General features: G+C 66.2%; 19 protein-coding genes and 1 pseudogene. 13 read left to right on the top strand and 7 right to left on the bottom strand.

All coding sequences use genetic code 11. From position 1 onward, the window contains the following. Nucleotides 1-48 precede the first annotated feature (48 nt). Genes ACFWJX_RS36380 through ACFWJX_RS36390 form a run of 3 tightly spaced genes read left to right on the top strand, consistent with a single transcriptional unit; the run spans nucleotide 49 to nucleotide 5,009 of the window. A complete protein-coding gene (locus tag ACFWJX_RS36380) occupies nucleotides 49-2,127 on the top strand; it encodes an NB-ARC domain-containing protein (protein WP_383250703.1) in 2,079 nt (692 codons plus the stop codon). A gap of 12 nt (nucleotides 2,128-2,139) precedes the next feature. Then, nucleotides 2,140-3,801, top strand: coding sequence for a hypothetical protein (locus ACFWJX_RS36385; RefSeq protein WP_383250705.1), 1,662 nt, complete (start codon nucleotides 2,140-2,142; stop codon nucleotides 3,799-3,801). Further along, nucleotides 3,798-5,009, top strand: coding sequence for a hypothetical protein (locus ACFWJX_RS36390; RefSeq protein ID WP_383250707.1), 1,212 nt, complete (start codon nucleotides 3,798-3,800; stop codon nucleotides 5,007-5,009). Before ACFWJX_RS36385 ends, ACFWJX_RS36390 begins: the two co-directional genes overlap by 4 nt. Nucleotides 5,010-5,366: 357 nt before the next feature. Here ACFWJX_RS36390 and ACFWJX_RS36395 read toward each other — a convergent pair whose 3' ends face one another. Continuing rightward, nucleotides 5,367-6,236, bottom strand: a complete 870-nt coding sequence (locus ACFWJX_RS36395) for an esterase/lipase family protein (protein WP_383250709.1) — start codon at nucleotides 6,234-6,236, stop codon at nucleotides 5,367-5,369. 1,078 nt (nucleotides 6,237-7,314) lie between these two features. On the opposite strand from ACFWJX_RS36395, the gene ACFWJX_RS36400 reads away from it, so the two are divergent. The 4 genes from ACFWJX_RS36400 to ACFWJX_RS36415 all read left to right on the top strand — a co-directional run bounded on the left by ACFWJX_RS36400 (nucleotide 7,315) and on the right by ACFWJX_RS36415 (nucleotide 11,533). Continuing rightward, nucleotides 7,315-7,809, top strand: coding sequence for a lamin tail domain-containing protein (locus ACFWJX_RS36400; protein ID WP_383250711.1), 495 nt, complete (start codon nucleotides 7,315-7,317; stop codon nucleotides 7,807-7,809). Between the two features lie 878 nt (nucleotides 7,810-8,687). Beyond that, nucleotides 8,688-9,496 (top strand): IS5 family transposase gene (locus ACFWJX_RS36405; RefSeq protein WP_383250713.1). Its coding sequence is split into 2 segments (ribosomal slippage): nucleotides 8,688-9,027 and nucleotides 9,027-9,496, totalling 810 coding nucleotides; the frame shifts between segments, so codons are not numbered across the junction. Nucleotides 9,497-9,862: 366 nt separating this feature from the next. Further along, entirely contained in the window at nucleotides 9,863-10,144 is a 282-nt protein-coding gene (locus ACFWJX_RS36410) for a hypothetical protein (RefSeq protein WP_383250715.1), read from the top strand. A gap of 474 nt (nucleotides 10,145-10,618) precedes the next feature. After that, the gene (locus ACFWJX_RS36415; RefSeq protein ID WP_383250783.1) at nucleotides 10,619-11,533 is read left to right on the top strand and encodes a transposase family protein; all 915 of its coding nucleotides are present in this window, start codon (nucleotides 10,619-10,621) and stop codon (nucleotides 11,531-11,533) included. 461 nt (nucleotides 11,534-11,994) lie between these two features. Here ACFWJX_RS36415 and ACFWJX_RS36420 read toward each other — a convergent pair whose 3' ends face one another. The 3 genes from ACFWJX_RS36420 to ACFWJX_RS36430 all read right to left on the bottom strand — a co-directional run bounded on the left by ACFWJX_RS36420 (nucleotide 11,995) and on the right by ACFWJX_RS36430 (nucleotide 13,322). Beyond that, complete coding sequence (locus ACFWJX_RS36420) at nucleotides 11,995-12,324, bottom strand: transposase (RefSeq protein ID WP_383250785.1); 330 nt, start codon at nucleotides 12,322-12,324, stop codon at nucleotides 11,995-11,997. Next, the gene (locus ACFWJX_RS36425) at nucleotides 12,216-12,482 is read right to left on the bottom strand and encodes a hypothetical protein (RefSeq protein WP_383250797.1); all 267 of its coding nucleotides are present in this window, start codon (nucleotides 12,480-12,482) and stop codon (nucleotides 12,216-12,218) included. Before ACFWJX_RS36425 ends, ACFWJX_RS36420 begins: the two co-directional genes overlap by 109 nt. A gap of 492 nt (nucleotides 12,483-12,974) precedes the next feature. Then, nucleotides 12,975-13,322 (bottom strand): hypothetical protein, encoded by a 348-nt coding sequence (locus ACFWJX_RS36430; RefSeq protein WP_383250716.1) that lies wholly within the window; start codon nucleotides 13,320-13,322, stop codon nucleotides 12,975-12,977. Nucleotides 13,323-13,698: 376 nt separating this feature from the next. On the opposite strand from ACFWJX_RS36430, the gene ACFWJX_RS36435 reads away from it, so the two are divergent. The 3 genes from ACFWJX_RS36435 (at nucleotide 13,699) to ACFWJX_RS36445 (ending at nucleotide 17,362) form a co-directional block, all read left to right on the top strand. Further along, nucleotides 13,699-14,961: a hypothetical protein gene (locus ACFWJX_RS36435; RefSeq protein WP_383250718.1), complete on the top strand. Its 1,263-nt coding sequence runs from the start codon at nucleotides 13,699-13,701 to the stop codon at nucleotides 14,959-14,961. Nucleotides 14,962-15,471: 510 nt separating this feature from the next. Then, nucleotides 15,472-16,632 carry an SGNH/GDSL hydrolase family protein gene (locus ACFWJX_RS36440; protein WP_383250719.1) on the top strand — a complete coding sequence of 387 codons (1,161 nt, stop codon included), beginning with the start codon at nucleotides 15,472-15,474 and terminating at the stop codon, nucleotides 16,630-16,632. A 253-nt stretch (nucleotides 16,633-16,885) separates the two neighbouring features. Then, entirely contained in the window at nucleotides 16,886-17,362 is a 477-nt protein-coding gene (locus tag ACFWJX_RS36445; protein WP_383250720.1) for a hypothetical protein, read from the top strand. Nucleotides 17,363-17,496: 134 nt separating this feature from the next. On the opposite strand, the gene ACFWJX_RS36450 is transcribed toward ACFWJX_RS36445, so the two are convergent. The 3 genes from ACFWJX_RS36450 to ACFWJX_RS36460 all read right to left on the bottom strand — a co-directional run bounded on the left by ACFWJX_RS36450 (nucleotide 17,497) and on the right by ACFWJX_RS36460 (nucleotide 19,981). Next, on the bottom strand, nucleotides 17,497-17,784 hold the full coding sequence (locus ACFWJX_RS36450; protein ID WP_383250722.1) for a hypothetical protein: 288 nt from the start codon (nucleotides 17,782-17,784) through the stop codon (nucleotides 17,497-17,499). 716 nt (nucleotides 17,785-18,500) lie between these two features. Next, entirely contained in the window at nucleotides 18,501-19,121 is a 621-nt protein-coding gene (locus tag ACFWJX_RS36455) for a hypothetical protein (protein WP_383250724.1), read from the bottom strand. 26 nt (nucleotides 19,122-19,147) lie between these two features. Beyond that, nucleotides 19,148-19,981, bottom strand: coding sequence for an EamA family transporter (locus ACFWJX_RS36460; protein ID WP_383250787.1), 834 nt, complete (start codon nucleotides 19,979-19,981; stop codon nucleotides 19,148-19,150). A 192-nt stretch (nucleotides 19,982-20,173) separates the two neighbouring features. Between ACFWJX_RS36460 and ACFWJX_RS36465 the strand changes: the two are divergent. The 3 genes and pseudogenes from ACFWJX_RS36465 to ACFWJX_RS36475 all read left to right on the top strand — a co-directional run. Continuing rightward, nucleotides 20,174-20,369 (top strand): annotated as a pseudogene (locus tag ACFWJX_RS36465) (IS5/IS1182 family transposase); the annotation flags it as partial. A 354-nt stretch (nucleotides 20,370-20,723) separates the two neighbouring features. Then, a complete protein-coding gene (locus tag ACFWJX_RS36470) occupies nucleotides 20,724-21,320 on the top strand; it encodes a hypothetical protein (RefSeq protein ID WP_383250726.1) in 597 nt (198 codons plus the stop codon). A gap of 1,350 nt (nucleotides 21,321-22,670) precedes the next feature. Beyond that, complete coding sequence (locus ACFWJX_RS36475) at nucleotides 22,671-22,952, top strand: hypothetical protein (protein ID WP_383250727.1); 282 nt, start codon at nucleotides 22,671-22,673, stop codon at nucleotides 22,950-22,952. Nucleotides 22,953-23,744: the final 792 nt, after the last annotated feature.

Here is a 23,744-nt window from a genome sequence, read left to right on the forward strand (position 1 = left end):
GAGCGTCTCTGCCCCGCTTAGATAGCCGAGGACGGGAGGAAATGCTCAGTGAATCCCGAGCAGGAAGGTGCTCCGCATAATATTGCGGAACGTCTGTCGGCGAATCAGCTGCTTCAGGTGGGGTCATCAGGGCCGATATATGTCCAGAGGCCACCTTCATTGAACCGCGCTGAAGTACCCCACATGCTGCCCGGCGGTGTGGGTCGGGTCATCGGCCGATCGCATCTTCTGAAAGCCATGGACGATGCCATGGGATCCTCAGGATCCCGCTTCTGTGTGCTGTGGGGCCTGGCTGGCTCGGGCAAGACCACCCTGGCACTCGCCTGGTCGGGATCGCGGCTGGAGGATTACCCCGACGGGCAGTTCTTCGTCGACATGCAGGCTTATTCGAACGCCCCGAAGGTGGAACCGCGGGACGCATTGCGCACCTTCCTGGCCGCGCTTGGTGTAAGCCGCTCTGATTTGACTGACGACACAGGATGGGGAAACGCGTTTCTCGCAGCGACAGCAGGAAAAAAATGCCTGGTGATCGTTGACAACGTGTCGACCTACGATGACGTGAGAGAACTCGTCCCCGGTGTGGGATCCAGCTTGATTATCACGAGTCGACGCGCCATCCCCGAAATGATCATTCGACACCAGGCTCAGGTCCTCAAATTGCCTCTGCTCAGCATCGAAGAAGGCATCGAACTACTTGCGGAACGCGTGGGCTTCGTCCGCGTCGGCAGAGAAAACCAAAGCGCGACCCGGATCGTCAAATTACTCGAAGGACATCCGCTTGCGCTTGCCATCGTCGCCGCCAAACTCGCCGTCCACACCACATGGGACCTCCAAGACGCCCTCGCAGGGATCCAGTCCGGAGACACCCCCCTACGGTTCCTCGACGATGCTGATCTCGGCATAGAGGTCGGAAGAGTCGTCTCTTGGTCTGTTGAAGACCTCGACCCTGAATCCAAGTACGTCCTGTACGCAGCATCAATGTTGCCCAACACCGAGCTCTCCAGTGCCGTGCTGCGCCTCGTCCTCGACCAGGATGAGTCCAGATGCGACCGGACCCTGCGCGCACTGAGTCTCGCCTCTCTGATCGAAGAGATCAGCCGAGGGCACTACCGCATGCATGACATCATTCGGGCGTACCTGTCAGAAACACGCGCCCAAGTACTCAACGCTGACCAACAGATCGACATCGCCCGCCGAATCCGCACAACCTACCTCGCGGTCAGCTTTGCAGCCGACCAAGCGATCGACCCCAACCGGTCCCCGATCGCGCTGGGAAACACAGCAGAACGGATCGCCAGCGAGGTCCGATTCACCGTTCCCGAGGCACTCACCTGGTTCAGCACCATCACGCCCTCCATGGTCCGCCTGATGGACGAAGCGTCAGACACCCACGACTACGAGTTCGTCACCCGCTTCGCCTGGTGCGTCAATACCTATCTTTACTGGCGACAAGACGTTCCAAAAACCCTCGAGGTCCAAGAACGCGCCCTCCAAGCAGCCGTGGCTGGCGACCACCCGATGGAGGCTCACTGCCGGCGCGGCCTGGGAAGGGCGCTCGCCGACGCCGGACGGCTCGACTCTGCAAAGGAACAACTCCTGGCGGCCCTCAGCATTGAAAGTGCCCGCGGAGACAGCAGCCAGACAGCCTCCACCCAACACGCCATGGCGGAACTCTCACTCCGCTCCGGCGCCTACCGCCAGGCCGTGCGCTGGGGGCTGCGTGCCGCCAAAGAATCCCGGCGCAACAACAACGCCGTGCGCGAGGCGCGAGGCATGTACGACGCCGCACGCGCCCTCATCGAGCTGGGACGCTACACCTGGGCCGAAGACCTGGGCCTGCGCAGCTTGGCGATGTGCGAGGAAAGGGCAAACGCGTATGGCCGCGCGCTCGCCTTGCGAGTCCTGGGGACAGCCGGAGTCAAGTCCGGAGAGCTCGAAAAAGGCTGCACCTGGTTGGAACGTGCGTGGCGAGCCGAGGAAGCACTCGGCAACTCCCGTTCCGTTCGAGCGATTCTGCAGCAGCTCGAAGATGCCTACATTCAAGTCGGGAACCACAGTGCGGTGGCCGAGGTCCATCGCGTCCTCACAGATCTCGACCACTTCGTCAGCGCAGACGAGCTCAGGTGAAACGGCAACCACATGGCTTTGCGTCACACACCCCTCGTCCCCTCCGATCGACTGGCCAGCCCGTCCTCCTACCGTCAGCTGTCGCGCCAGGCAGAGGACGCTCGCTTTCGCGCCACACTGGACAATCTCCTCGGAACGCAAGCCCTTGGCTCCTTAAGTCGAGCGCTCGCCCGCGAGGGGGCCGTCAGCACGACTGGACTGGTCCCGGCGGATCAGTTCGATGACTTCCGGCAGACGTACGACGCAGAGATGCGCGCAGGCGGCAGCCGCGGCACGCTGCACAGTTACCTCAACATTGCCTCGTCGATACCGTTGCTGAGAAACCCTGGCTTGTGGGACACCGTTGCGCACCCCCTTTTCGCCGTCCTGATTGCCTATGCACTGGGCGGCCCGATAAAGATCATCGACATGCGGGCCAAGGACACCTACCCAGTCGACGTCGTCGCCCGGGACAACACTCTGCACCTCGACAACAGCCCCTTCATTGACGAGTACAAAGTAGTTGTTACCTGGAGTCTGGGCAGTACGAAGGGGCCCTCAGGCCAGGGACTGACCTACCTGCCGCGCACGAACCGGCTTTTCAGACAGTGCTTCGTGGAAGCGGACGGGAGCGTCTGGAGTGACGAAGATGCCTGCATTTTTCCGTTCGAAAGCCGAGTTAATGAAGTGCTAGCGGCCCAGGCGAAATTCCTTGAAACACCCGGCCCTCTCGTGGTCCATTTGACCGATCTCGAGACACCATGCCATACGATCTTTGCAGCAAGCAGGTTGGTCCACCATCGATACCGCACGTCGACTGGAGCGGCACGAAGCGCTGTCATGGCGTCCTTCCACCGTACCGATGACAGCGAGGAACAACTGGGCTCGAAAGAGACCAGCAGCACGCCCCTCAAGCAGTTCCTCGTCGCCGGCGGATCACAAGAGCAGTTCCTTTCCGCTGTGCACTATGAAAAACCCGCCATTGAAGCAGCCTTGGACCAACTCTCTGCAAGACCGGACTTTCTGATAGACCCCTGGCGCCACAGGCTCACTGGAAAATCCTTCACCCAGTGGCACTCACGTCAATGCGCCGGCGTCACACTCAACAACCTACGCACACGGCAAATGTCCCAGAACGCCACTGCCCGTACGTCTCCCGTGGGCCGGCTCGTGCAACGACTCCAGTACGATCTTCAAGGCCCTCTAAACATGCCCTTCTTCGCCGACATGAAGGAGACTCGGCGCAAGCGCGCGCGGATCTGGCTTCGGGAAATGTCCCCTGAAGACATCCACGAGGTCATCGAAGCAGAGTGCATCGCATCCCCCCAGGACCTCGCGCCGACCGAAAAGGAAGCAGTCAACGGATGCACCTCCGCCCTCCGCAGCTTGCTGTTGTGCCTCGGTCGGCTGCTGGCCCAATCAGCACCGGCAGCCGAAGCCAATACCATACCGGGGCCGGCGGATTCGTGGGCTGTTCGTTCCTTGCCGCCATTCATCCGGGACCTCACCGTCACAGCAAGCTGGCTAGATGAAGGAGACAAGGACTCGCTGACCACAGCGATGGCATTCGCTCTCCTTGCCTCCGCTCTGAGCTCGAGATGGTTCAGCCTCGGAGACGAAGGCCACCAAATCACCGAACGGCTGCTTCGAGGCTACGCGGCCCTGGTGAACGACACCGCGGACACGCACTCATGACACCAGATCGCCAGAGCCTCGACGTCTATCTTCAGTCGGTCAACGAACAGATCCAAACGACGAAAATGTCATCGGAGATATGGTTTCGAAGCCCTCCCCGGCATCAGATCCGCGCAAACGACCATTTCGTGCGGTCACTCATGAGCGAAGGGCTGGCGCCAGCGGCATCGCCGACCATCATCGAGAATGAACAGGCAAAGCCCTGTCACGGTGCAGTGCGCAGTGCGTACTGGGCTCAGGCCACACGAAGTCGAGACGTCGCCGTCCGCTTCGGGGCAGCCGGCCATATCTCCCTCCTCGAGTACTTCACAGTCGACGCCGGACGAAGCGGCGAAGCTGCCCGCACACGGGTACGACGGACCGTGAGCCCCTCCACGCCTGCGGACTACCTACTACGCAGCATCGACCGACTCACCGCAGCGACCGGCGCCGATCCGGCAGCGTCCTGCCGTAAGAGCGTGCGCATACTGGCGCGGGACTGGCCCCACCTCGTCGATGCATGTCAGGCACGGCCGGACTTCACACTGCCGGCGCGCCACGTCCTGCGCGAGTTCTACCACTCGGCCGCAACAGAAGCCCCGCCAAGCAACGGCCCCAGGCACACGCCACTAGGCGATGGTCCGCCGACGGTACTGCTGACGGAGGCCGAAGCCCGCGAGATGGCAGCGACATACATGCTCGGCCGGCTTCCATTCACGGCTCAGGAATATCGCATGACCGCGGAACTGGTGGCCATGCCCCGACTGCAATCAGCGCTGCTGGCGGTTCAACTGCATCTCATTGCCTCTTCAACAGAGTCGCTGGCCAGGCTCGTGGCGGGCTTCGGGGCACCGCAAGTCCTGCTGCCGTTCACCGAAGCCTTCGTTGACCAGTTCAATTACAGCTCATCGGCACGAATTGAATTGTGCCCAAACCCCAAGCTGCTCACGGTTCTCTGCAATAACGTTGTACCGGCCATCGCTGGCGAACTCCTTCGAAAAGAAGCTCAGGCCGCCGACCTGGACTCCGATTCCATCCGGGCCGGTGTCAACGCAGCGAGGCGACGCCACATCTACGAGATAATGATCGCGCTCTTCAACCGAGCGGACACTCTTCCCCCTGACATGGTGGCGCTATCTGGCTTTATCCGGCGTGTGTGTCCCGCCGCTGTGCCCTTCTCGGCATTCCTCGAAAAATGGCTCCCGTACTACTTCGACCGATTTTCATAAGGTGACGAACCGTAGCCCCCACGCGCGGATGAACCAGACCCTAACTTGTGAGGAGAGTTACGGGCCCCACTGCCTGCATACAGCAGTTGATCACCGTGCTGAACCTCATCCGTTCCGGTGACCTGCGGGTCATTGAAACATGGTATTGGGGCGCAGCGCGAAGAGGCGGCCCATTCCACGCCCCGGGAGATCTGCCAGACCCGGACGCCCGGGAGAGCGTACGAAGCCAAGTAGATCACCGTCGAGCTTTCGCGTGCATGGCCGGTTATGAATCGCAAAACTTTTCGAGCAGGGCAGTGACAGGCTGAAGTAAGGACGGACCGTCAGCGGACGTCGAGTTCCGTGGCGGAGTCTAGATTAGGGCTCGTTCTCGTCGGCAGGCAGAGGTGGAAAGGAGACCTCTACCGTGCCTCCCTGGATGACCGGGCCGTAAGCAGTGCCTCCTCTGATGATGTTGGTCACCGTGCCTCGAGTATCCGACGGCAACGCTTGTGTCGTGGACGGTGGCTGGACGTCTGCGCCTCCGGGGATGGTGAGTATGAGACGGCGCAGGGTGGTGAAGGTGCGGTGGCCAGTCGAGTCGGCTTTGAGGATCGTGGAGTGGTCACCGGGCAGAGCGGCCGTGTCAGGGAACACCGACTGAGCGGACGAGGCCAGAACGACACGATCGCTTTCCCCAGCGTAGACGCGGAAGTCGATCGGGCACGTGCGGTCCGTGACAGCAGCGGCGTGCACGACATCACGCAAAATCGTGCGCAGCGTCGCGGTCACCTGGTCATTGAGCGGCCGCAGATCCTTCTCCTGAGGATGTCCTAGGCCCAGTACGTTGCGGCGTAGCGACAGTAGTAGTTCCGAACCATTGTTGGGGCAGGCCAGCATCACCACCCTTTTGATGCGGGCGAGTTCCTGGCCCGCGCCTTCGGCCAACACGCGAGCCAGATACCGCTGCCCCACAAGGCCGCCCTGGCTATGGGTCACGAACATCAGCCTCTCGAAGTTACCCGCCTCCGTGGCTAGGAACTCCTTGAGGCTGTCGGCGACCATATCGATCGACGGGAAGACGCGCAGGGGATGGAGACGCTTAACTCCGGTTGCGTACTCGAACGGTAGTGTTTCAACGAAGCCGAGTTCCTCGTCGTTTGCAACGAGCTGCTCAAGGGGTTGCCACACCTTGGGCCCGGACCTGATCCCGTGGATCATCACCACACCAAGTCGACCGTCGCTCAACGTTCCACCTCTCGCGCGGCGTTGACGTAAAAAACACACTATCTTCACCCCGCCGCGAAATGCCGCCGGATGCAGCACAGGCTGCTAAACCGGCATATAGCCGAGGCAAGTGACATGCACGAGGTGGCAGCCCTGTTGAGAAGGTATTTGATCTGGGCGTATTGCCCTGTATATCCTGTTCGGCGTAGGACCCGTGACCTGCCGCCCGGGCGATCGTCGACTTTGCAGCCCGTCCACTCCCGATTCGAGCGTTGTCGCTGAATAAGGCATGGCGTAAAGCGCCGCCGCAGGACACGACGCGACTCCTCGCTCGAATCGTCGAGTCGGTGCGGGTTGCTGCCCCTGCCGTAAGGGGCGCAACGGCCGGGTTCTGGGGTAGGGGTCGACTGCTGCGCCGACGATCAGGCTGGTGCCCTGCACCGTCGAACGCGCTATGTGAAGTTGACGCTTCAGGCCCGCGACTATCCGGTGAGCTGCTGCCTCCGCGACCAGCCGCTGACCGCAGGGTCATCGACGCGACGGCCTGCTGGTCCTGGCGTTGAAGGTGGGCTGCGAGGGTGCCGACCAGGAGGTGGCTGTTGGGGAGGGCGTCGGTCAGGGCGTACAGGACCGGGCGCTGCCACTGCTCCATGCTGTCGCCGTGCAAGGCCTGCACGTGCTGGGCGCGGGCGAGGCAGGCGCAGATGCGGCGGCAGTGGTAGGTGACCAGCGCCAGCAGTTCGGGCGGCAGCCGTCGCCGGCCGGGGCCACGGTGCGGAATGCGGGCGCGAGCGGCACGGTGTCGCGGATCTGCTGCAGGCCCGTGGCTCGCTGCATGTCGAGGGTGAGCGGGCCGGGCGGCCACATCCGGGGCTCGTGCAGGGTGCGGCACTGACAACCCGTGAGGCGAGCACGGCCGAGACTGTCATCCGGCAGTGCGGGTGTGGGAGCGCGGGTCGTGCGGCCTTCCAGACCCGACCGGAGCTTGCCTTGGACGCGCCGAGGGGGACCTTCACGATCTGCGCACACCGTCACCGCTTGCTGATCACATTCGGTATGCTCCGTGCGCTCTGTTCGCACCACTGAGGGGGGATTCCTCATGCATATACGCCACGCGCTGGCCGCCGCTGCCGCGGCCGTCTCCGTCGCCGCCGTCACCGCCGGCCCGGCCCAGGCCGCCGAATACACGTCCGCGCTGAAAGTCAAGGGCGTCCAGTACGACGCCCCCGGCACCGACTCCAACCGGTGCTCCGGCGGCAACACCAAGAACGAGTACCTGACCATCAAGAACTACTCGCGCACCGCGAAGGTCAACCTCAAGGGCTACGTCGTCAAGGACGCCGCCGGCAACAAGTACACCTTCACCGCCAACCACACCCTCGAGCCCGGCGACTACATCAAGCTCCGCGGCGGCAAGGGCACCAACTCCGACGCCGGCAACGTCGTCTACCGCCAGAACTGCAACTTCATCTGGAACAACGACAAGGACACCATCTACCTCCTCAAGCCCGGAGGACCCAAGGCCGACGTCCACTCCTACACCAAGCGCGCCAACGACGCCGACGGCAACGGCTACATCAACTACCACGGCTGACTCGGGAAGTCCCGCGCCCTCCTCCCGACCAACTGGGAGGAGGGCACTTCAGCGTTCACGCACGACTCTGCATTGAACAGCACGCCCGACCCCGGAATGAGGGGCAGGCGTGCTGCTGACCGTGCGGTGCCGGCCGTTGACGGACTCAGGCCCTGGCCAGAGAATCCGTTGCCGTGCTGTCCAGCCGTCCGAACGGGTGAAACGACCACCGAATGCCAGGCGGGGCGCGTTCAGGACCGCTACGAAGATCACCGACTGTTCGTGATCTCCGGAGGGATCCCTGATGCGCCCCACGCGCGCCGCCGTCACCGCCGCAGCCGTGCTCTCCGTGCTCGCCGCCCTGTTCACCCCCGCCACCGCACACGCCGCCGGACCCGGCGACACCGTCACCGTGCCCGTCGACGACGCCCTGGCCGCCCTCCCCGTCCCGATGAAGACCGCACCGGATACGAACGCACCAAGTTCCGGCACTGGACCGACGCCGACCACGACGGCTGCTCCACCCGCAACGAGGTCCTCCTCGATGAGGCCGTCACCGCACCCGAGCAGGACGCAGGCTGCCGACTCACCAGCGGTTCCTGGTACTCCCCCTACGACGACGCGAGTGCAGCGCCCACGTTTGTCATGCCGTCGGCGCACGCGAGGACGATCAGGGCCCGCTCAGCCGAACGCCGGTCCGATAATGCTGCCCGACGCATTAGCTCTGTAGGCACGTCATCGGACAGTGCGATTTCCACAGCAGAGGGACCCGGATGTCACATGCCAACAGGCTACTTACCAACCCTCAGAATTTCTGGGCATCACACTAACTGATCATTTCAGAATGAATTTGGCTCACCGGCTTGGCAGTTGGGCTGGCGGACGGCAGAGTTCTGTGGGTGTCGGATGATCTTGTGCCTGATGATCTGTGGGATCGTGTCGCCCCTCTCCTCCCGCCTCGCCCGCCGCGGCGTCAGCGGTATCCGGGCCGGCTGCCGGCGGATGACCGTGCGGCTCTGCGCGGGATCGTGTACGTGCTGCGCACGGGTGTGGCCTGGGCGGACGTACCGACTGAGACGATCGGCTGCAGCGGGGTGACATGCTGGCGGCGTCTGCGGGACTGGACCGAGGCCGGTGTCTGGCCCCGGCTGCACGAGATCCTCCTCGCGGAACTTCGCAAGGCCGGACTGTTGGACATGGAGGACACCGCAGTCGACGGCTCGCATGTCCGGGCCCTGAAAGGGGGGCTCACACCGGACCCTCGCCGGTCGACCGCGGCCGCCGTGGCAGCAAGCACCATGTGATCACCGACCGGCACGGAACACCCCTTGCGGTGTCGTTGACCAGCGGAAACCGTCACGACGTCACCCAGCTCATGCCCCTGCTGGACGCGATACCCCGCATCCGCGGCCTGGTGGGCCGGCCCCGTCACCGGCCACGGCGGCTGTTCGCCGATCGCGGATACGATTACGACAAGTACCGAAGGCTCCTCCGCGCTCGTGGCATCACGCCGAAGATCGCCCGCAAGGGCACCGCCCACGGCTCCCGCCTGGGCAGGACCAGGTGGGTCGTCGAGCGAACCTTCGCCTGGCTCCACCAGTTCAAACGCCTGCGGACCCGGTACGAGATACGAGCCGACCTCCACCTCGGACTGCTCCAACTCGCTTGCAGCATCATCTGCTTGAGACGACTCCGAACCTCATTCTGAAATGATCAGTTAGCGAGGTGCGGGGGCGACGCCGGCGAAGGCCGCCAGGGCGCCCGAGGAGTCGAAGTCGTCCAGGCGGCTTGCGGACTTCGGCGCGGGGGTGAGGACGACCACCTTGCGGCCGCGCTCGGCCGCCCTGAGGCCCAGCGCCGCCGCGGTCGGGTGAAGACCTTCCGCTCCGCCCGCGGGAGGGCTTCCAGAACCTTGCCGGAGCGCGGGGCCGACTGCTACCGCTCGTCATCGCTCATACCGACCATGACGCCACGGAGCCCCTGTGGACAGTGGCCGGGATGCTGGCCCCATGATCCTGTGCTTGTGTGACCTACCCACTATGTGGTCGTTATATCGATCATGACTATCCGACGCATGACCACCGTCTTGGGCGCCTTTGCTGCCCGCGTGCTGCTCGCTGTCGCCGTCCCCACATCCGCCCACGCTGCCGAGGGAGTACTGATCGTCAACGGGGTGGCGCACGAGAACCCGAGCGGCTGCTTCCCGGTGGACTGGTTCCCATCGTCGGTGACCAACCACACCGACGCCATCGCCGAGGTCCACTCGGGCCCCGGCTGCGGTGGGGCAGTCGAATGGCTCGTATACCCGGGCGAGACGTACTACACCGAGACCGCGCAGAGCGTCTACATTCTCTGACCCCCTCCGCAGAGGTCCTCACGGCTGGCCAGAAGCCTCCGCGCTGTGCCGGTACATGGCCGCTCTGACTCCGGGTTGGCCAGCCTCCGATGGAGATCGCCGGAACTGACGGACTTTTACGCGGGGCTCGGTAAAACCGCTGCGCACCGGTGTCCAAATGGAGCTCACGTCACCCTCTACGAGCGGCAGCTGGTCCTTCGTGGGGTCGTGGCGTCCTGGCACGCTGAGCGGGTGCCCCGGGCCCCGTCGCCCTCATTGAGCACGGCATCGCGTGCATGAACATCCAATCCTCCCCGCGGATACGCGAGCGACCCCGACTATCGGTCCGGGTGTGACTGAGCGCGCCAGTTGGCCGATCTGGCCAACTGGCGCGCTCAGTCACAGGTCGCGGTTCAGGTGGAGTCTTTACGAGTTGGTCGTGATAGCGGGTGGGGCTTCGCGCCAGGCAGGTGGCATGATCCGGGTGTGACGATCATGGTCAATCGGGCGGTGCTGGCGCATCGGCTGTTCACTGGGATCTCTCGGCGTCATCTCACTCGCCTGGTTGAGGAGTTGGCGGTGCCGTGGCAGGCCGGCCTCGAGGGCCGCCGTCATGCTGCACGAGGTGGGGACAGGAAACGGGCTGCGGGTGCCGGCGCCCGTCACCAGCTGGTGTTCGTCGACCGGCTGGTGGCCACGCTGATCCATCTGCGCCACGATCTGCCGCACTCGGTGCTGGGGCTGCTGTTCGGCGTCGACCGCTCCACCATCACCCGCGCGATCGGAGAGATACGTCGGCTCCTGGCCGAGCGGGGGTGCGCGGTCCCCGACCGCCCCGGCCTGCGCCTTCGGACGCTGACGGACGTGTTCGCCTACGCCCAGGCCGAAGGCGTCGAGCTGCGGCTGGACGCCACCGAGATCCAGGTCCGCAGGCCACCGGCCAACCGCGGCGGTCGCCGTGCGTTCGTCTCGGGCAAGAAGAAGCAGAACACGATGAAGGCCACTGTGATAGCTGACTGGCGTGGCCGCACGTTATGGACCGATGCCCTCCGGCCTGGTCGTATGCACGACGCCACGGCCGCCCGCAACGAAGGCATCGCCGTCTGCTTCCAGCACTTCCCCGACGTCGAGGTCCTCCTGGACGACGGCTACCTTGGCCTGAACCGCGACCACCGCGGGCAAGCGATCACACCACCCAGAAAACCCCGGCCCGGAGCATTGCCCGGCAGAGTCGAGCAGTGGGAACGCGACCGCCACGGGCACTCCTCCGACCGCAACACCGTCGAACACGCCCTCGCCGACCACAAACGCTGGAAGCAACTGACTCGCTGGACCCACCGCCGCGACCGCCTGCCCGACACCTACCGCGCCATCGCCGGTCTCGTCTCCGACCGCACCAACAACACCTGAGAACAGGCCACAACCAGGCCAAACACGCCCCACCCGCTATCACGCACCAACTCGTAAAGAGAGCATCTGATCTCCATAGTTGGTGTTCTGGATGTTTTTATGACTGGGGTCGTTGGCGATCGTTGGATGAGGCGTGAGTGTTCGTCGTCCATACCGCAGTGACGTGTCCGACGCCCGCTGAGCTTTGATCGAACCGGTCTTCACCGCTTGGCGGGCGAGACGGACCGGCCCCGGCACAGCGGCCCGGGTGCACGACCTGTTTCAACCACACGACCGGATCGCTACGGGCCAAGAACGTCTGCGAAGCCCTCGGCCACGAACTGCTGCCGAAGAACGTCGAAGGCACCCGCGCCAAGCTGAAACGACTGGCCAAACTCGGCATCCTCACCGAGGCCGACCACCGGCAACTTCGCCAGGAAGCAATAGCAGACAGAACTTCCACCAGTGTCCTTGTTCCCACCTCAGCAAGAAACGGATATCACCTCACGAACCGCCCATTTGAAGCTGTAGCCCTTGTCGCCCAGGACATGGTCGGGCCGCACGCGGGGCCGTCCCGGGCCGATGCGGGGCACGCGTATCGCTTGCAACACGGCGGTGAACTGAGTGCAGTCGTTGGTGCCGCCCGTGGCGGTGAACGCCAGCGGGCAGCCGAAGGCGTCGCAGGCGATATAGATCTTGCTAGTCAGGCCGCATCTGGAGCGTCCGAGGCCGGGCTTGCGAAGCCCCCTCTTCGGGCCCTGGCAGCGTGCTGGTGGGCGCGGACGATGGTGGAGTCGACCGACACCAGCCAGCCGACATCGCCCACTGCGTCCGCCTGTGCCTGGGCGGCCTTGAGCATCCGCTCGAAGGTGCCGTCTGCCGCCCACCGGCGGAAGCGGATGTGCAGCGTGGCCCACGGCCGTACCGCTCGGGCACGTCCCGCCAGGCCGTCCCGGTGCGGAACTTCCACACGATCCCGTTGAGTTCTTCCGGTCGTCCAGGCGCTTCGGCCCCTGCAAGGACGCGGGCAGCAACGGCCCGACGAACTCCCACTTGGAATCCGACGTAGTCCTGCCCCAGGGTCGCGAGGACGGCCGCACGGCGCCGCTCCCGCTGGAGGTGCCTGCGCTCCCGTTCGTCGCGCTCGCGTTCCCAGACGGCAAGGTACGGCTGGACCAGGGGCAGGACGTCGGCGGGGATCACGTCGGCGGGCCGCCCCGCGGAGCGCACCGCGCCCTCGGCCCGTCCCCGCTCCTCCTGCCACCCCGGCCGCCTCCGCGCTGCCTAGTGCTGAGGGTGACGCCCGAGCGGGCGGCACCCCCAGCACTGGTCGCGGCCCTGGTCGGCACGTGTGGCACCAGGGGCGAGTGACCAGGGCAGCGATCAGAGCTGCCGCGCCTTTCCTACCGGCGCAGCACGCGCATGAACGCGCTCCTTCCTACGACGCCGCGGTGGTGTCCTCTCACCCGGTGGTCGAGCCGAGGCGCACGGCGAGTGCCTGGACGCCCGTCGGCGCGTCCCACGTGTCTCCGACCCCCACAAGGGCCCACCCGCCGGAACACGAGGAGTCCCCGTACAGGAATGCCATGTCGGTGGTGTCGTTCGAGAACCTGATCGCGCCGCCAGTGAGGGGCAGGCAGGTGTCGCTCGGCGGATTCTCGACCCGCGAGCCTTGACCCGCGGGAGTGATGTATATGTACGAGCCGCTCGCCCCCTGTGCGCTGCCCGGCAGTACCGCCAGCAGCATGAACGCTGAGGCCACTGCCGGGGCAGCCTTGCGGATCCGGCGCAGAACTCTTGTCGATGTCATGAACACTCTCCACTCTCAGGTGTCAGCGCTACCCACGCTGACCGGATGAAGCAGGGCTGGGAGCGAGCTTGCGCATGGGTGTCTCCTCGTGATCGTGAGCGGCCCTGTCCCGGCGCCTGCCTGGACCGTAAGGACTGATGGGCCGTTCGGGGCCGGGGCGTCCCCCGAGTGGGGACAGTGCGTTGGAGCATTGCCGGGGGCGCGGTGGCGTGTTCGGTGGCGGCTGTGTGCGCCGTTGTGTGCTGCCTGTGCTTGGCGTGGTTGGTGGGGCGGGGGCATGCCGCCGTACGGGTGACCTGGCGGGCATTGCCGCCCCGCGGGCCGGATGGCGCCGGTACACCGGTTGCACCAACGAGCAGTCGCAAGGAGGCCGTTCATGACAACGTCAAGGCGCCGGTTTCTGGGCATCGGCATCTCCGTGGCCGGTGCGGCGGTGGCGGGTGGCACGCTGGGCGTCGATACCGGTGCGGCCGCGCCCCTTGCGGCGCCGGTGTCGCAGAACCCCGACAGTATCCGTGGCATCAAGTGGCGTACGGTGCGCCGCCCGGCGCAGCCGGGTGACACCACCGACACCTTCGGCGTCCGGTTCGACACTCAGGGCCTGGCCTACCGCACCGCTGTCGCGTCGCTGTACAACAACGACTTCAAGACGGTTGTCCTGCGCGTCGCCAACATGAGTGACCTGCCCCGCGGCACCACGAAGACGCAGCGCGACAACGAGGTCATCAAGGTGCTGCACGAGCTGAACCGCCGGGGCATGAGGGTCTACCTGTGGAAACGGCAGTGGCTGCAGCGCAGCGACCGCTCCTGGGGCGCTTACAACCGGCACCCCGGGGCGAACGAGTTCATCACCGACATGAGCGCGCTCATCCAGCGCGCGAAACGCGAAGGGATCGCCGGCTCTCTGCAGGGCGTGATGCCGGTGGAGACGAACCTCAACAACTGCGCCGAGGTCCGCAACCGCGCCCTGTACATCGCCAGGGGCATCAACGCCCGCACCGGCAACTGGCTCAAGACCCACACCTTGATGGTGCCCGGCGCCGGCATGGGCCCGTACTTCAAGGGCATCCACAACGGCGGCGCCACGTGGCTGCAGCAGATGCGCGCGCAGACCGGGCGCTTCGCCTTCCTGTACAAGCACATGGTCAGCCAGCCCGAAGCCGTCTGCGGGCTCGGCCGGCTGAACAACCAGTGGCTGAGCAACGTCGGCTACGAGGCGAAGAAGACGGTTCAGGAGCAGATCCACTTCCTACGCACCACGATGGGCCTGTCGGACCTCGAACGCTACCTGCACGGGCACCGGGCCCAGTTCCCCAACCACACCCACGTCGTGTTCTGGGGCGACATCGGCGACGGCATCTTCAGCATGTCCGCGCTCGACAACCAACCACGGTGGAACTACAACACCGTGCGCGCCCTGCACCGGCTCCTTGTCCAGCAGAACCACTGGCACGGCCACTTCTTCAACTTCCCCTTCACCCACAAGGGCGCCGCCCGCACCGACCTGTGGGGCTACCTCATCACCGTCGACCGGCAGCACGGCTACACGCGGGCAAAGAACCACGCCTGGAACCGCGCGAAGACCCACTCCGTATGGAACGAGTGGCACATGTGGTCACGCGAGAACGCCGCGTTCTGACACCTGGCGGCGACATCGGCCGACGCGCGGAGCCCCCTGCCGCTGCGCACTTGCCAGACCCCCAGGTGCAGCCGGCGAGCAGCTGATCCGCGCACGCTCCGGTCAACAGCACCCGTCACCGCGCTGCGTGCGGCAAACGGGCTTCTGGGACCAGGCGCCTCGCGAGCCCCAGTCCCGCACCCCGCACTCACCCATCAATGCCGCCGGCCGCTGACCTGCTCTTTGCGGTGCCCTCGCCTGGACCGTCGGGTGCCCTCAGCCGGACCGTCACAACCGGCGAGCTCAACAGCCGTCAAGCCGGAGACGTCACACCACCCCCGATCAGCACGCTACGGCCAAAGGAACGTGATGGACGTGAAAGCGAGACCGATGAAGTTTCTGCCGCTGCTTCTGGCGGCTGTGACGGCAGCAACCACCCTAGCCGCCGCACCACTGTCACCGGCCGCAGCAACACCCGCGCACAACCACGCGGGACCCAGCATCACTGCACAACCCGGCGCGGCTGCAGCGGTGTTCTGGCGGGGCAGCTGGGCCGCAGCGCAGCAACCGCTCAACCCGAACGCGCCCGGCTGGGCCAAGCAGGGCTTTGCCAACCAGTCGGTGCGCCAGGTCGTCCGGCTCACCGTGGGCGGCACCATGGTGCGGGTACGGCTGTCCAATCTGTACGGCACCACGCCCCTGCGGCTGACCGGCGCCACCCTCGCCCGCACCACGGCCGGCGCCGCCGTCAAACGCGGATCCCAACGTCACCTCACCTTCGGCAGCCGGCAGTGGACCCAGATTCCCGTCGGCAGTGAACGGGACAGCGACCCGCTGCGCATGAGCACCGCAGCGAGAGAGAGGCTCACCGTCACCCTGTACTTCGCCCAGCGGACCGGCCCGGCCACCTACCACAGCCGGGCCATGGCCAACAGCTACCGGGCCACCGGCGACCACCGCGTCGATCCCGGCGGCGGCGCATACACGAGGGCCGAACCGAGGGCGAACTGGTACTACCTCACCCGCATCGACGTCCGCAGCGCCCAGGCGCAACCACGCAACGGTATCGTGGCCCTGGGCGACTCGATCACCGACGGCCCCGGCTCGACCCTTAACGCCGACAACCGCTACCCCGACCAGCTCGCCGAACGCCTGGTGGCCAACGGGACCCCACGTCCCGTCCTCAACGCGGGCATCAGCTCCAACCGGCTGCTGACCAAGTCGCCCTGCGGCGGCGAGTCGGCCACAGCGCGGTTCCGGCGTGATGTGGTCCTCCAGCCGGGCGCACGCACCGTGATCGTGCTCGCCGGGACCAACGACATCCGCCAGCAAAGCGGGACCACTGGCTGCGCTAAGGGCGCCCCCAGGATCAACGCCCAGCAGCTGATCGACGGACACCGCTACCTGATCAAGTGGGCCCACGAACGGGGACTCAAAGCAATCGGCGCGACCCTCCCGCCCTGCAGCTGCATCGGCCGCAACGAAACCATCCGCAACCAGCTCAACCAGTGGATCCGCCGCACCGCCGGCACCCGCAACGGATACGACGCCCTGACCGACTTCGACCGCGCCCTGGCCAACCCCCACAAACCCAACACCCTGCGCCCCGCCTACGACAGCGGCGACCACGTCCACCCCAACGACGCCGGCTACCAACGCATGGCCCAAGCCATCCCCCTCACCAAACTCTGAACCGTTCCGCTGCACGCGCCACCGCAGCCCCGGAACGCAACCACCGCGGCCCGGCAGGGCCACCCACTGCCCGGCCGCGGCGCCCAGACGTCAGACACAGCACAGATTGTAGGGCGAGACCGCAACGCACTTCACCGGCTGCGAAGTCCATGTTCGCCGCCCGCCGGCTGTAGGCGCCGTGGGCGCTGTGCCCGTCGACCACCGAGGCCGACATCGTGAGTGGCTGACGTGGGCGTCGGTCGGGATGGAAGCTATGGTCTTCAAGAGGCTGGGCGACGCCGACCAGCCCTCGGTGAAGGGCTGGCATAACTACAAGGTCTGCGAGACGACCGAGACGGTCGTCGGTGCGGTCACCGGCCCTGCGGCAGCTCCCCGCAGTCTGCTGCTCGGCAGGTACGACGGGCGCCTTCAGCGCACCGGCCGTACCACCAACCTCGCCCGGACAGCCAGCAGCACGTTCGCAGGCCTGCTCAGTCCGTCCGGGCGCGGCCATCCCTGGACGGGCTGGTCGTTCTCCGCCGGGTGGGGCACCGGTGGCGCCATCCCGCACGCCTGCACCGTACCCGCCTGGGCCCAACCCACCACAGTCAGCACGCGGCCCATTGCAGCGAAGCCGCTGCTGGAGCGGGACCACCATGACGAGTGCGACAAGCCGCTGTACGGGGGCGGCACCTGCACCTGCGACCTCATCGAGCAGTACGAGCCGCCCTCCGAACGGGACGACTACTGAGACGGCCTCTGACCGCTCCCCGCTCCGCCGAACCCCGGGCCCTTCGAGGCCCGGGGTCTGCCGGTCGGCAGGTGACTACCGCAGTGAATGTCGGAAGCCCTGGAACCGGTCAATCAGGATCTCCCCTTTGGAGATCAGAACGTGAGGCTCGTGCGCTCCCATGTCGGCCAGCAGGTCGGAGACAAGTGCGCAGGCCACGACGACGGCCTCCGCTGGTCGGTGACAATGGCGAGATCGCCGGTGGTCTGTGCAGAAACTGCTGGGAACGGCATCGCGGGGCCGTGGCGGAAGGCGTGCTCCGACGCGATCAAGTGCACGGGCTTGTCGCCGTCGTCGAAGCGGTGGAGTGCGGCGGACAGCATCATGCCGCCGGCCGCTCCGGTTTCCACCGCCCAGGCTGCGGCAGCCTGCACCAGCGCCACGAGGTCGAGTCCGCTCTGGTATAGCCGCTTGGGGGCCGTCGGAGTTGGAGTGGTCGCTCTGGAGGTTGATGGGCAGCGCGGCGTAGAAGCTGCCGTCCTGGTGGAGTTGGACGGTCGGTTCGCCCTCGAAGCGAGCCTGGCGGCGGCCGGACGTACTCCCCATGGGCGCCGACAGAGCATAGGTCCGCGCTCGGTCACTCTCCTGGTCGCAGGCCAGCGGCAGAGCGGCGAGGACCTGCCGGGCAGGGCCCTCACATAAGGCGATGACCGGGCGGACGGTGGGCGGCAGTTGGTGCGCCCACCCGATGAGCCACTCCGGCGACTGGTAGGGCGTCGCTTCGGGGTCCTGCCGGTACAGCTCCGGCCACGACGACGCCCAGGAAAGCGCCGGCAGCAGCCCCCTCCAGCACACGCACCATGAAATTCAAGATCACCTTCTTTCTCCCCGGGCGACCACATGCCGCCCCTGACCACGTGATCACGTCACCAGAGCGGCGAATCGTTGCATCAAACCCCAATTCACACGAACGGGACCAACCAGCCCGGCGATCACCGATCGATCCAGGCTGCGACGGCCCGAAGGTGGTCGACGCCCTCGAAGTTCCGGAACCGTCCATGACGTGACGCCGGGACCCGTTGACGTATCCGCCTCCGGATCAGACTTCGAGATTGGCGAGGCCTTCAAGGACATCTCCGCCCAGCATCAACGCCACCCTTCAACGCTGGCTGACCCACACCGATTTTCGAGCTCCAGCCGGTACACTGCTCCCGCGCATCGTCTCCGCGGCCGCGGCGACGATGCGCGGGACCCGGAGGTCCGACACCGTGGTGGCGTTCAGCCCGAACTCCGCAACCAGAAGCACCGCCAGCGCGGCCGCCTCCCCCGGGCTGAGGAACAGCCGTTGCGAGGCCGCCACAGCCCCGCCGCCGCCCAGGGCCTTGCCGTACCGGTACGGCACCCGGACGTACCCGTCCACCTCCCACTGCGGCAGACGGCCGGTCTGGGCGAGAGCGTCCAGCACCTCTCCCACCAGCCAGTCCGGCAATCCCTGCTGGCAGGCACCGGCCCGCCATGCGGCGAGCAAGGCAGCGTTGTGCTCGATGCGCACCGCCGCGTGGAAGGCCCGGCGTGCCACCGCGCGTATCTCGTCGAACTCCTGGGGAGAAAATGCCTCCTCCTTTGCCGGCAGCCGCACGATCCGCCGGGACAGCGCCTCCCGCGCCGACATCGTCAACGCTGGGTCGCTACGCAGAAACGACGCCAGCACTGCCACCTCGTTGCGGCCTGTGGCCGTCTGCTGGCGAGATATCCGGTAGGCGCTCCACACCCAGCTCATCGACCTGACGCACCGCAAGCACGCCGTCACTGACCAAGACGGGACCATGCGAGCAGACTCACGGCCGCCACGGCCACCGCGAAGCCCGCCTGGTGCACGCGAGCGATCCGCTCGTGAAGGACAGTGCGCGCCAGGACGACAGTAACGGCCGGATAGAGCGCGCTGATCACCGCTACGACGGACAGCGGCCCCTGGCGCACGGCCAGAAGGAAAGCGACATGAGCGAGAGCTGCGACCAGCCCGGACATCGCTGCGGCCGTCCGCATCCCGGGCCGCGGACCGCTGCGGATTCTCGCGACGAACTCTGCGGTGACAGTGAGCATGGCGTTCAGCGCCACGGAGACGACGACGGGAGCCAGGGCACTATCGGGCGGGGCGTGGTCAAGAGTGATCGCCTGGGTGGCAACGGCGCCTCCCGCACCGACTGCGCACAACAACGCCACGGGCAACGGGCGCCGTGCCGGCTGACGAGGTCTGGCGCTGATCAGCACGACAGCTACGAACGCCAGGGCGATGCCCATGGCGGCGAGCCCCTCCAGTCGCTCACCCTGGGCCAGGGCGACCAGCAGTGGCAGGACCGCGCTGATCACGGCGGCCAGCGGGGACAGTACGTTCATGGGGCCCAGCGCCAGACAGCGGTAGAGCAGGACACTCGCAGCCACACTGGCCAGGCCGTTGGCCATCCCCCAGGCCACGGCCTGCGCGGAAAAATGCGCACCGATCAAAGGCAGCGCGCAGAGAACGCCGGCCAGGCCAGCAAGCGCTGCGATCGCCACGACCCTCAGCACGGGAGCGTGTTTGGCCGCCAGTCCGCCCAGGAAGTCGGAACTGCCATAGGCGAAGGAACTGATCACAGCCATCAACACAGCGGCCACGATCGGCAGTGTGACGGTCCGGTGGCCCAGGCCCGCGCAGCACCGCCGGACGGCGGCCCGCAGCGCCCCGGAAGGCGCAGTGGGCAGGCAATCGACGCCAACAGGCAACGGCCGGTCACACAGCAGTGAATCCGACTGTCGTGAGCGGCGACACACGACCGGTGTCTGCAGGCACACCGCCTTCGACGCGGCAGCCAGGGCGGCAGGCCGCCCGCCTTCGACCGCGAGACCTACAAGCAGCGCAAACACCGTCGAGCGGTGCATCAACCGCCTCAAGCAGTGGCGCGGCATCGCCACCCGCTACAAGAAGACAGCCACGATCTACCTGGCCGGACTCCACATCGCAGGCATCTTTCTGTGGTCCGCACGGTGATCCAAACGAAAGTCCCTAGGCCGCCCTGGGCTGGGCGGCGTTGCCGAGGTGGGGGATCATGCGGATCGGAAGTAGCTCAGGACGGCAATGGCCAGTGGCCCGCGCCCCCCGTCAAGGGATGCCCGCTGCTGCCAGCGCTCGCAACGTCGTCCGTCGCCGCGTGAGCTTGTCCTCGCAGGTTTGACCGAGGCTGGAGCCAGGAATCTCTAGGACACCTGCAGTTTCGGCCCGCCACAAAGTCCCTGATAGGCCGGCGCCCGACTGCCGCGCCCCTCGGGCCAAAACTTCGGCAGCGCAACTGTGGTCGATCTCGGCTTCGTAGGCCCCAGCCGGCCCGCCAACGACGACCGCCTTTTGAGCGTCACCAACGGCGACACCCCCAACATCGCCATGGCGATCCGCATGGTGTCCATCGACACCCCGGAAAGCCACTACGGCGGAGCCCCCGCCACCGCCCAGACCGCTCTGGAACGCACCAAGGCGCGACTGCTGGACGGCACCTACGATGCGCTCCCGCAGGACCTGCGGGACTATCTCGTCTCCCACATCACCCCCGACGCCGCGCAACGACATCAGGCCGCCGGCCAAGCGGCAGCCGAAGCCCACACGGCCACGGTGGCCAACCGCCTGACCCGCCCCGACGGCTCCCAGCGCAAGATGGCCGTGATCGCCGCCGGCGAGCTCGTCGAAGGCAACGGCCGCCTCCTGGCCTATACCGCACCCTGGTTCACCGGCAGCGCCTCCGACCCGCTGCCGCCACGCGACGACCCCGGCCGACGCACATTCAACCTGGACATGGTGTCACTCGGCTGGGCAGCCACGTTCCTCATCTACCCCTCCAACCCGCCCAACAAGGACCTCAACCTGCTGCCGGAAGACGCCCGGGACCGCCTGGACACAACAGCGCGGCGCCTGGGACGAGTTCGGACAGGACCTGCTTCTGGGATATGAGTATCGGGCCTGCATCAAGCTCGGCGTCACGGAACTCACCGATCCCGCCGAGGAGATCGGCCGCGCCTATCAACGAGTGTGCGTGGACCTGCGGACCCTGACCGAAGTCGGCCTCTACGGCTACCACCAAGTGCCTCCACAGCACCGGCTGTGGATCTGGGCAACCGACCTGGAACAAGCACGGACGGACCTGCCAATCACTTCCTGAGCCGACCCTGCGGTTCTCCGGCAGCCCCGACGCAGGCCTCCACCTCTCGGAGGGGGGTACCCGCCATCGTGGGGCTGGCGCGCCAAGGGCACCGTGGCTGTCCCTCACCCACGCAATGTGCAGTCGCACGATCACATGAGAGCGGCAGGGATTCCCCCCGCAGTCCGGCATCCGGGTGGCCGCAGTCGAACTTCCCCGAGTCGACTGCGCCACCCGGGCGACGAGGAGTTTACGAGCGCTGCGAGGACTGTGCGGACGATGCGCTCGTACACGGCGACTGAGGCGAACTCGTGAAGTCGGCGTTGTCGAGCACGTTCGAGAGGTCAAGCATGTCCTACGCCCTCGTCCAGTGAACCCGAGGACTTGGCACGACGAGGACCGTTCATCTTTCCCGTCCTTACTGGAGCGGAGCACGACCACAGCGAGCCGGAACAACGCGCCTGGATGGCCGGCGGCGGCCGCCGATCCCAGCAAGTCGGCGGTCGTGGGCAGCTCCTCACGGCCCAGAGCCTTGGAGTCGAGCCGGCACAACGAGTTCGCCTCCTGGCGCGCGTCGACGTCCAGCTCGTGCAGGTCGCTCAGGGGGGCGAAGTCGCCGTCGGGACGATCCCAGACGTCGGAGGGCCCGGCGAGCTTGTCGCCATACGCAGACAGCCCGTCGTTGAAGCACTCCGCGTCCTTCACGGATTCCTGTCGGACGGGGTTTTCTCCTCTTGCTCGCGGGCGCGCACGCCGATGTAGCCGTGGCCGGGGAAACGACTGGCCGATGCAACACATGTAGGACTGTCCGAGTGGCAGGACGGGTCCGGGTGAGTGATGGTGGTGGAAGCGGGTCCGTGATCGCGGAGCGGGCTGATCAGCCACGGTTGTGTGGTGGACGCCGCAGGCTGCCCAGCTCGATTGCCGCAGTTGCCGTACCGACAGGGAGCGATGCTCAGAGTGCACGCGCGCACGAAAGGAGCAGGACTAAGGTGCGTGGCCACGGCGGAATCGAGCCAATGGGGCCGTCCGCCGACACGGCGAGCCCTGAGGCACAGGCCCTGCCCGCTGCCGTGGGCCGCGCTTCCGGTGATGGACCGCGCGAGGCCCAGTACGCACGATAGCCGCCGTGCGCGCCCATCGTTTACCACCGGAGGTGTCCCATGGTGTCTCTTCGACTGCTCGCCGGTGCGGCCGGTACCGCATTGGCCCTCGCTCTCCCCGCAGCGGCGCACGCCGCGCCGGCCGTCGCGTCGGACGACTGTGCCAAGGCGATCGCGGTCGCCGAGAAGACACAGAAGGACTACGAGTCCTGGCTGAAGTGGTACAAGGACCTCGTCGCCCAGGGCGGCCACCCGGGTATCGTCGAGAGGCAGGCCGTGGCCGACGCGAAGGCCGACCGCGACAGGACGGCCTCCCAGGCCCAACGCATCTGCGGCCCATGACCCCATGCGTTTTCCTTGAGCCGCGAACGATGACCGAGGAGTCGGACCAGGTCAACGTGGCGGATTCGACTCGTCGAGGACGCAGAATCGCGTCAGAGCGCTCCAGCTCCTTGACCTTCCGCTCCCGCTCGGCGATCCGCGCCGCGTCCGACAATGAGGTTCCGGACCGCTGCCCGGCATCGATCTCTTGATCCAGTCCCGCCGGCTCGCGGTGGATACCGAGCCGGTCGGCGACGCGGGAGATGAGACCGAACTTCTACCTGTCTTCCTGACCTATCTTGAATACGAGCCTCCTGCCCTCCTCCTCCCGCATGCTCGGCGGGGTGCTTCCTCGGTGTCGGAATGACTCGAACCCTGCCAGGGATCAGAGCGGTTGCTGCGCGCCAGCGCCGGCCTCTTGGGTGCCGAACTGGCAGGCCCTGTACTGCGGTGTGCGGTGGGTCGGTGACGGAAGCGTTATACAGCCGTTCGTAGCCGCAGGCATACCGGCGGGGCGTGATCCTCCTCCAGGACCTGCGTCCACCAGGTCGAAGGTGTCGTCATCGAAAACATCGTGCCTGATGGCGAGTTGGTGGCAGTGCGGGCCAGGTGCTGCCGAGCGGGCTGTGTGTCCCGCGTGCGGGACACTGTCGTCCCGGGTGCACAGCCGATACGTACGTCGGCTCGCCGACAGCGCGGTCGGCGAGCGCCCACCGGTGCTGATCGAACTACAGGTGCTGCGTTTCCGCTGTGGTCATCGTTCCTGCAAGCAGGCGACGTTTGCCAGCAGGTCGACGGACTGACGGTCCGCCA

The organism is Streptomyces sp. NPDC058335, assembly GCF_042723915.1.
GTDB lineage: Bacteria > Actinomycetota > Actinomycetes > Streptomycetales > Streptomycetaceae > Streptomyces.

What these genes read in the sequence shown, in the direction of transcription:
- ACFWJX_RS36475 (WP_383250727.1), top strand. Translation starts at nt 22,671, where the DNA reads ATGGTGTCTCTTCGACTGCTCGCCGGTGCGGCCGGTACCGCATTGGCC.
- ACFWJX_RS36435 (WP_383250718.1), top strand. Translation starts at nt 13,699, where the DNA reads ATGACAACGTCAAGGCGCCGGTTTCTGGGCATCGGCATCTCCGTGGCC.
- ACFWJX_RS36410 (WP_383250715.1), top strand. Translation starts at nt 9,863, where the DNA reads ATGACCACCGTCTTGGGCGCCTTTGCTGCCCGCGTGCTGCTCGCTGTC.
- ACFWJX_RS36385 (WP_383250705.1), top strand. Translation starts at nt 2,140, where the DNA reads ATGGCTTTGCGTCACACACCCCTCGTCCCCTCCGATCGACTGGCCAGC.
- ACFWJX_RS36460 (WP_383250787.1), bottom strand. Translation starts at nt 19,981, where the DNA reads ATGGCTGTGATCAGTTCCTTCGCCTATGGCAGTTCCGACTTCCTGGGC.
- ACFWJX_RS36390 (WP_383250707.1), top strand. Translation starts at nt 3,798, where the DNA reads ATGACACCAGATCGCCAGAGCCTCGACGTCTATCTTCAGTCGGTCAAC.
- ACFWJX_RS36455 (WP_383250724.1), bottom strand. Translation starts at nt 19,121, where the DNA reads ATGAGCTGGGTGTGGAGCGCCTACCGGATATCTCGCCAGCAGACGGCC.
- ACFWJX_RS36415 (WP_383250783.1), top strand. Translation starts at nt 10,619, where the DNA reads ATGGTCAATCGGGCGGTGCTGGCGCATCGGCTGTTCACTGGGATCTCT.
- ACFWJX_RS36400 (WP_383250711.1), top strand. Translation starts at nt 7,315, where the DNA reads ATGCATATACGCCACGCGCTGGCCGCCGCTGCCGCGGCCGTCTCCGTC.
- ACFWJX_RS36445 (WP_383250720.1), top strand. Translation starts at nt 16,886, where the DNA reads ATGGTCTTCAAGAGGCTGGGCGACGCCGACCAGCCCTCGGTGAAGGGC.
- ACFWJX_RS36430 (WP_383250716.1), bottom strand. Translation starts at nt 13,322, where the DNA reads ATGACATCGACAAGAGTTCTGCGCCGGATCCGCAAGGCTGCCCCGGCA.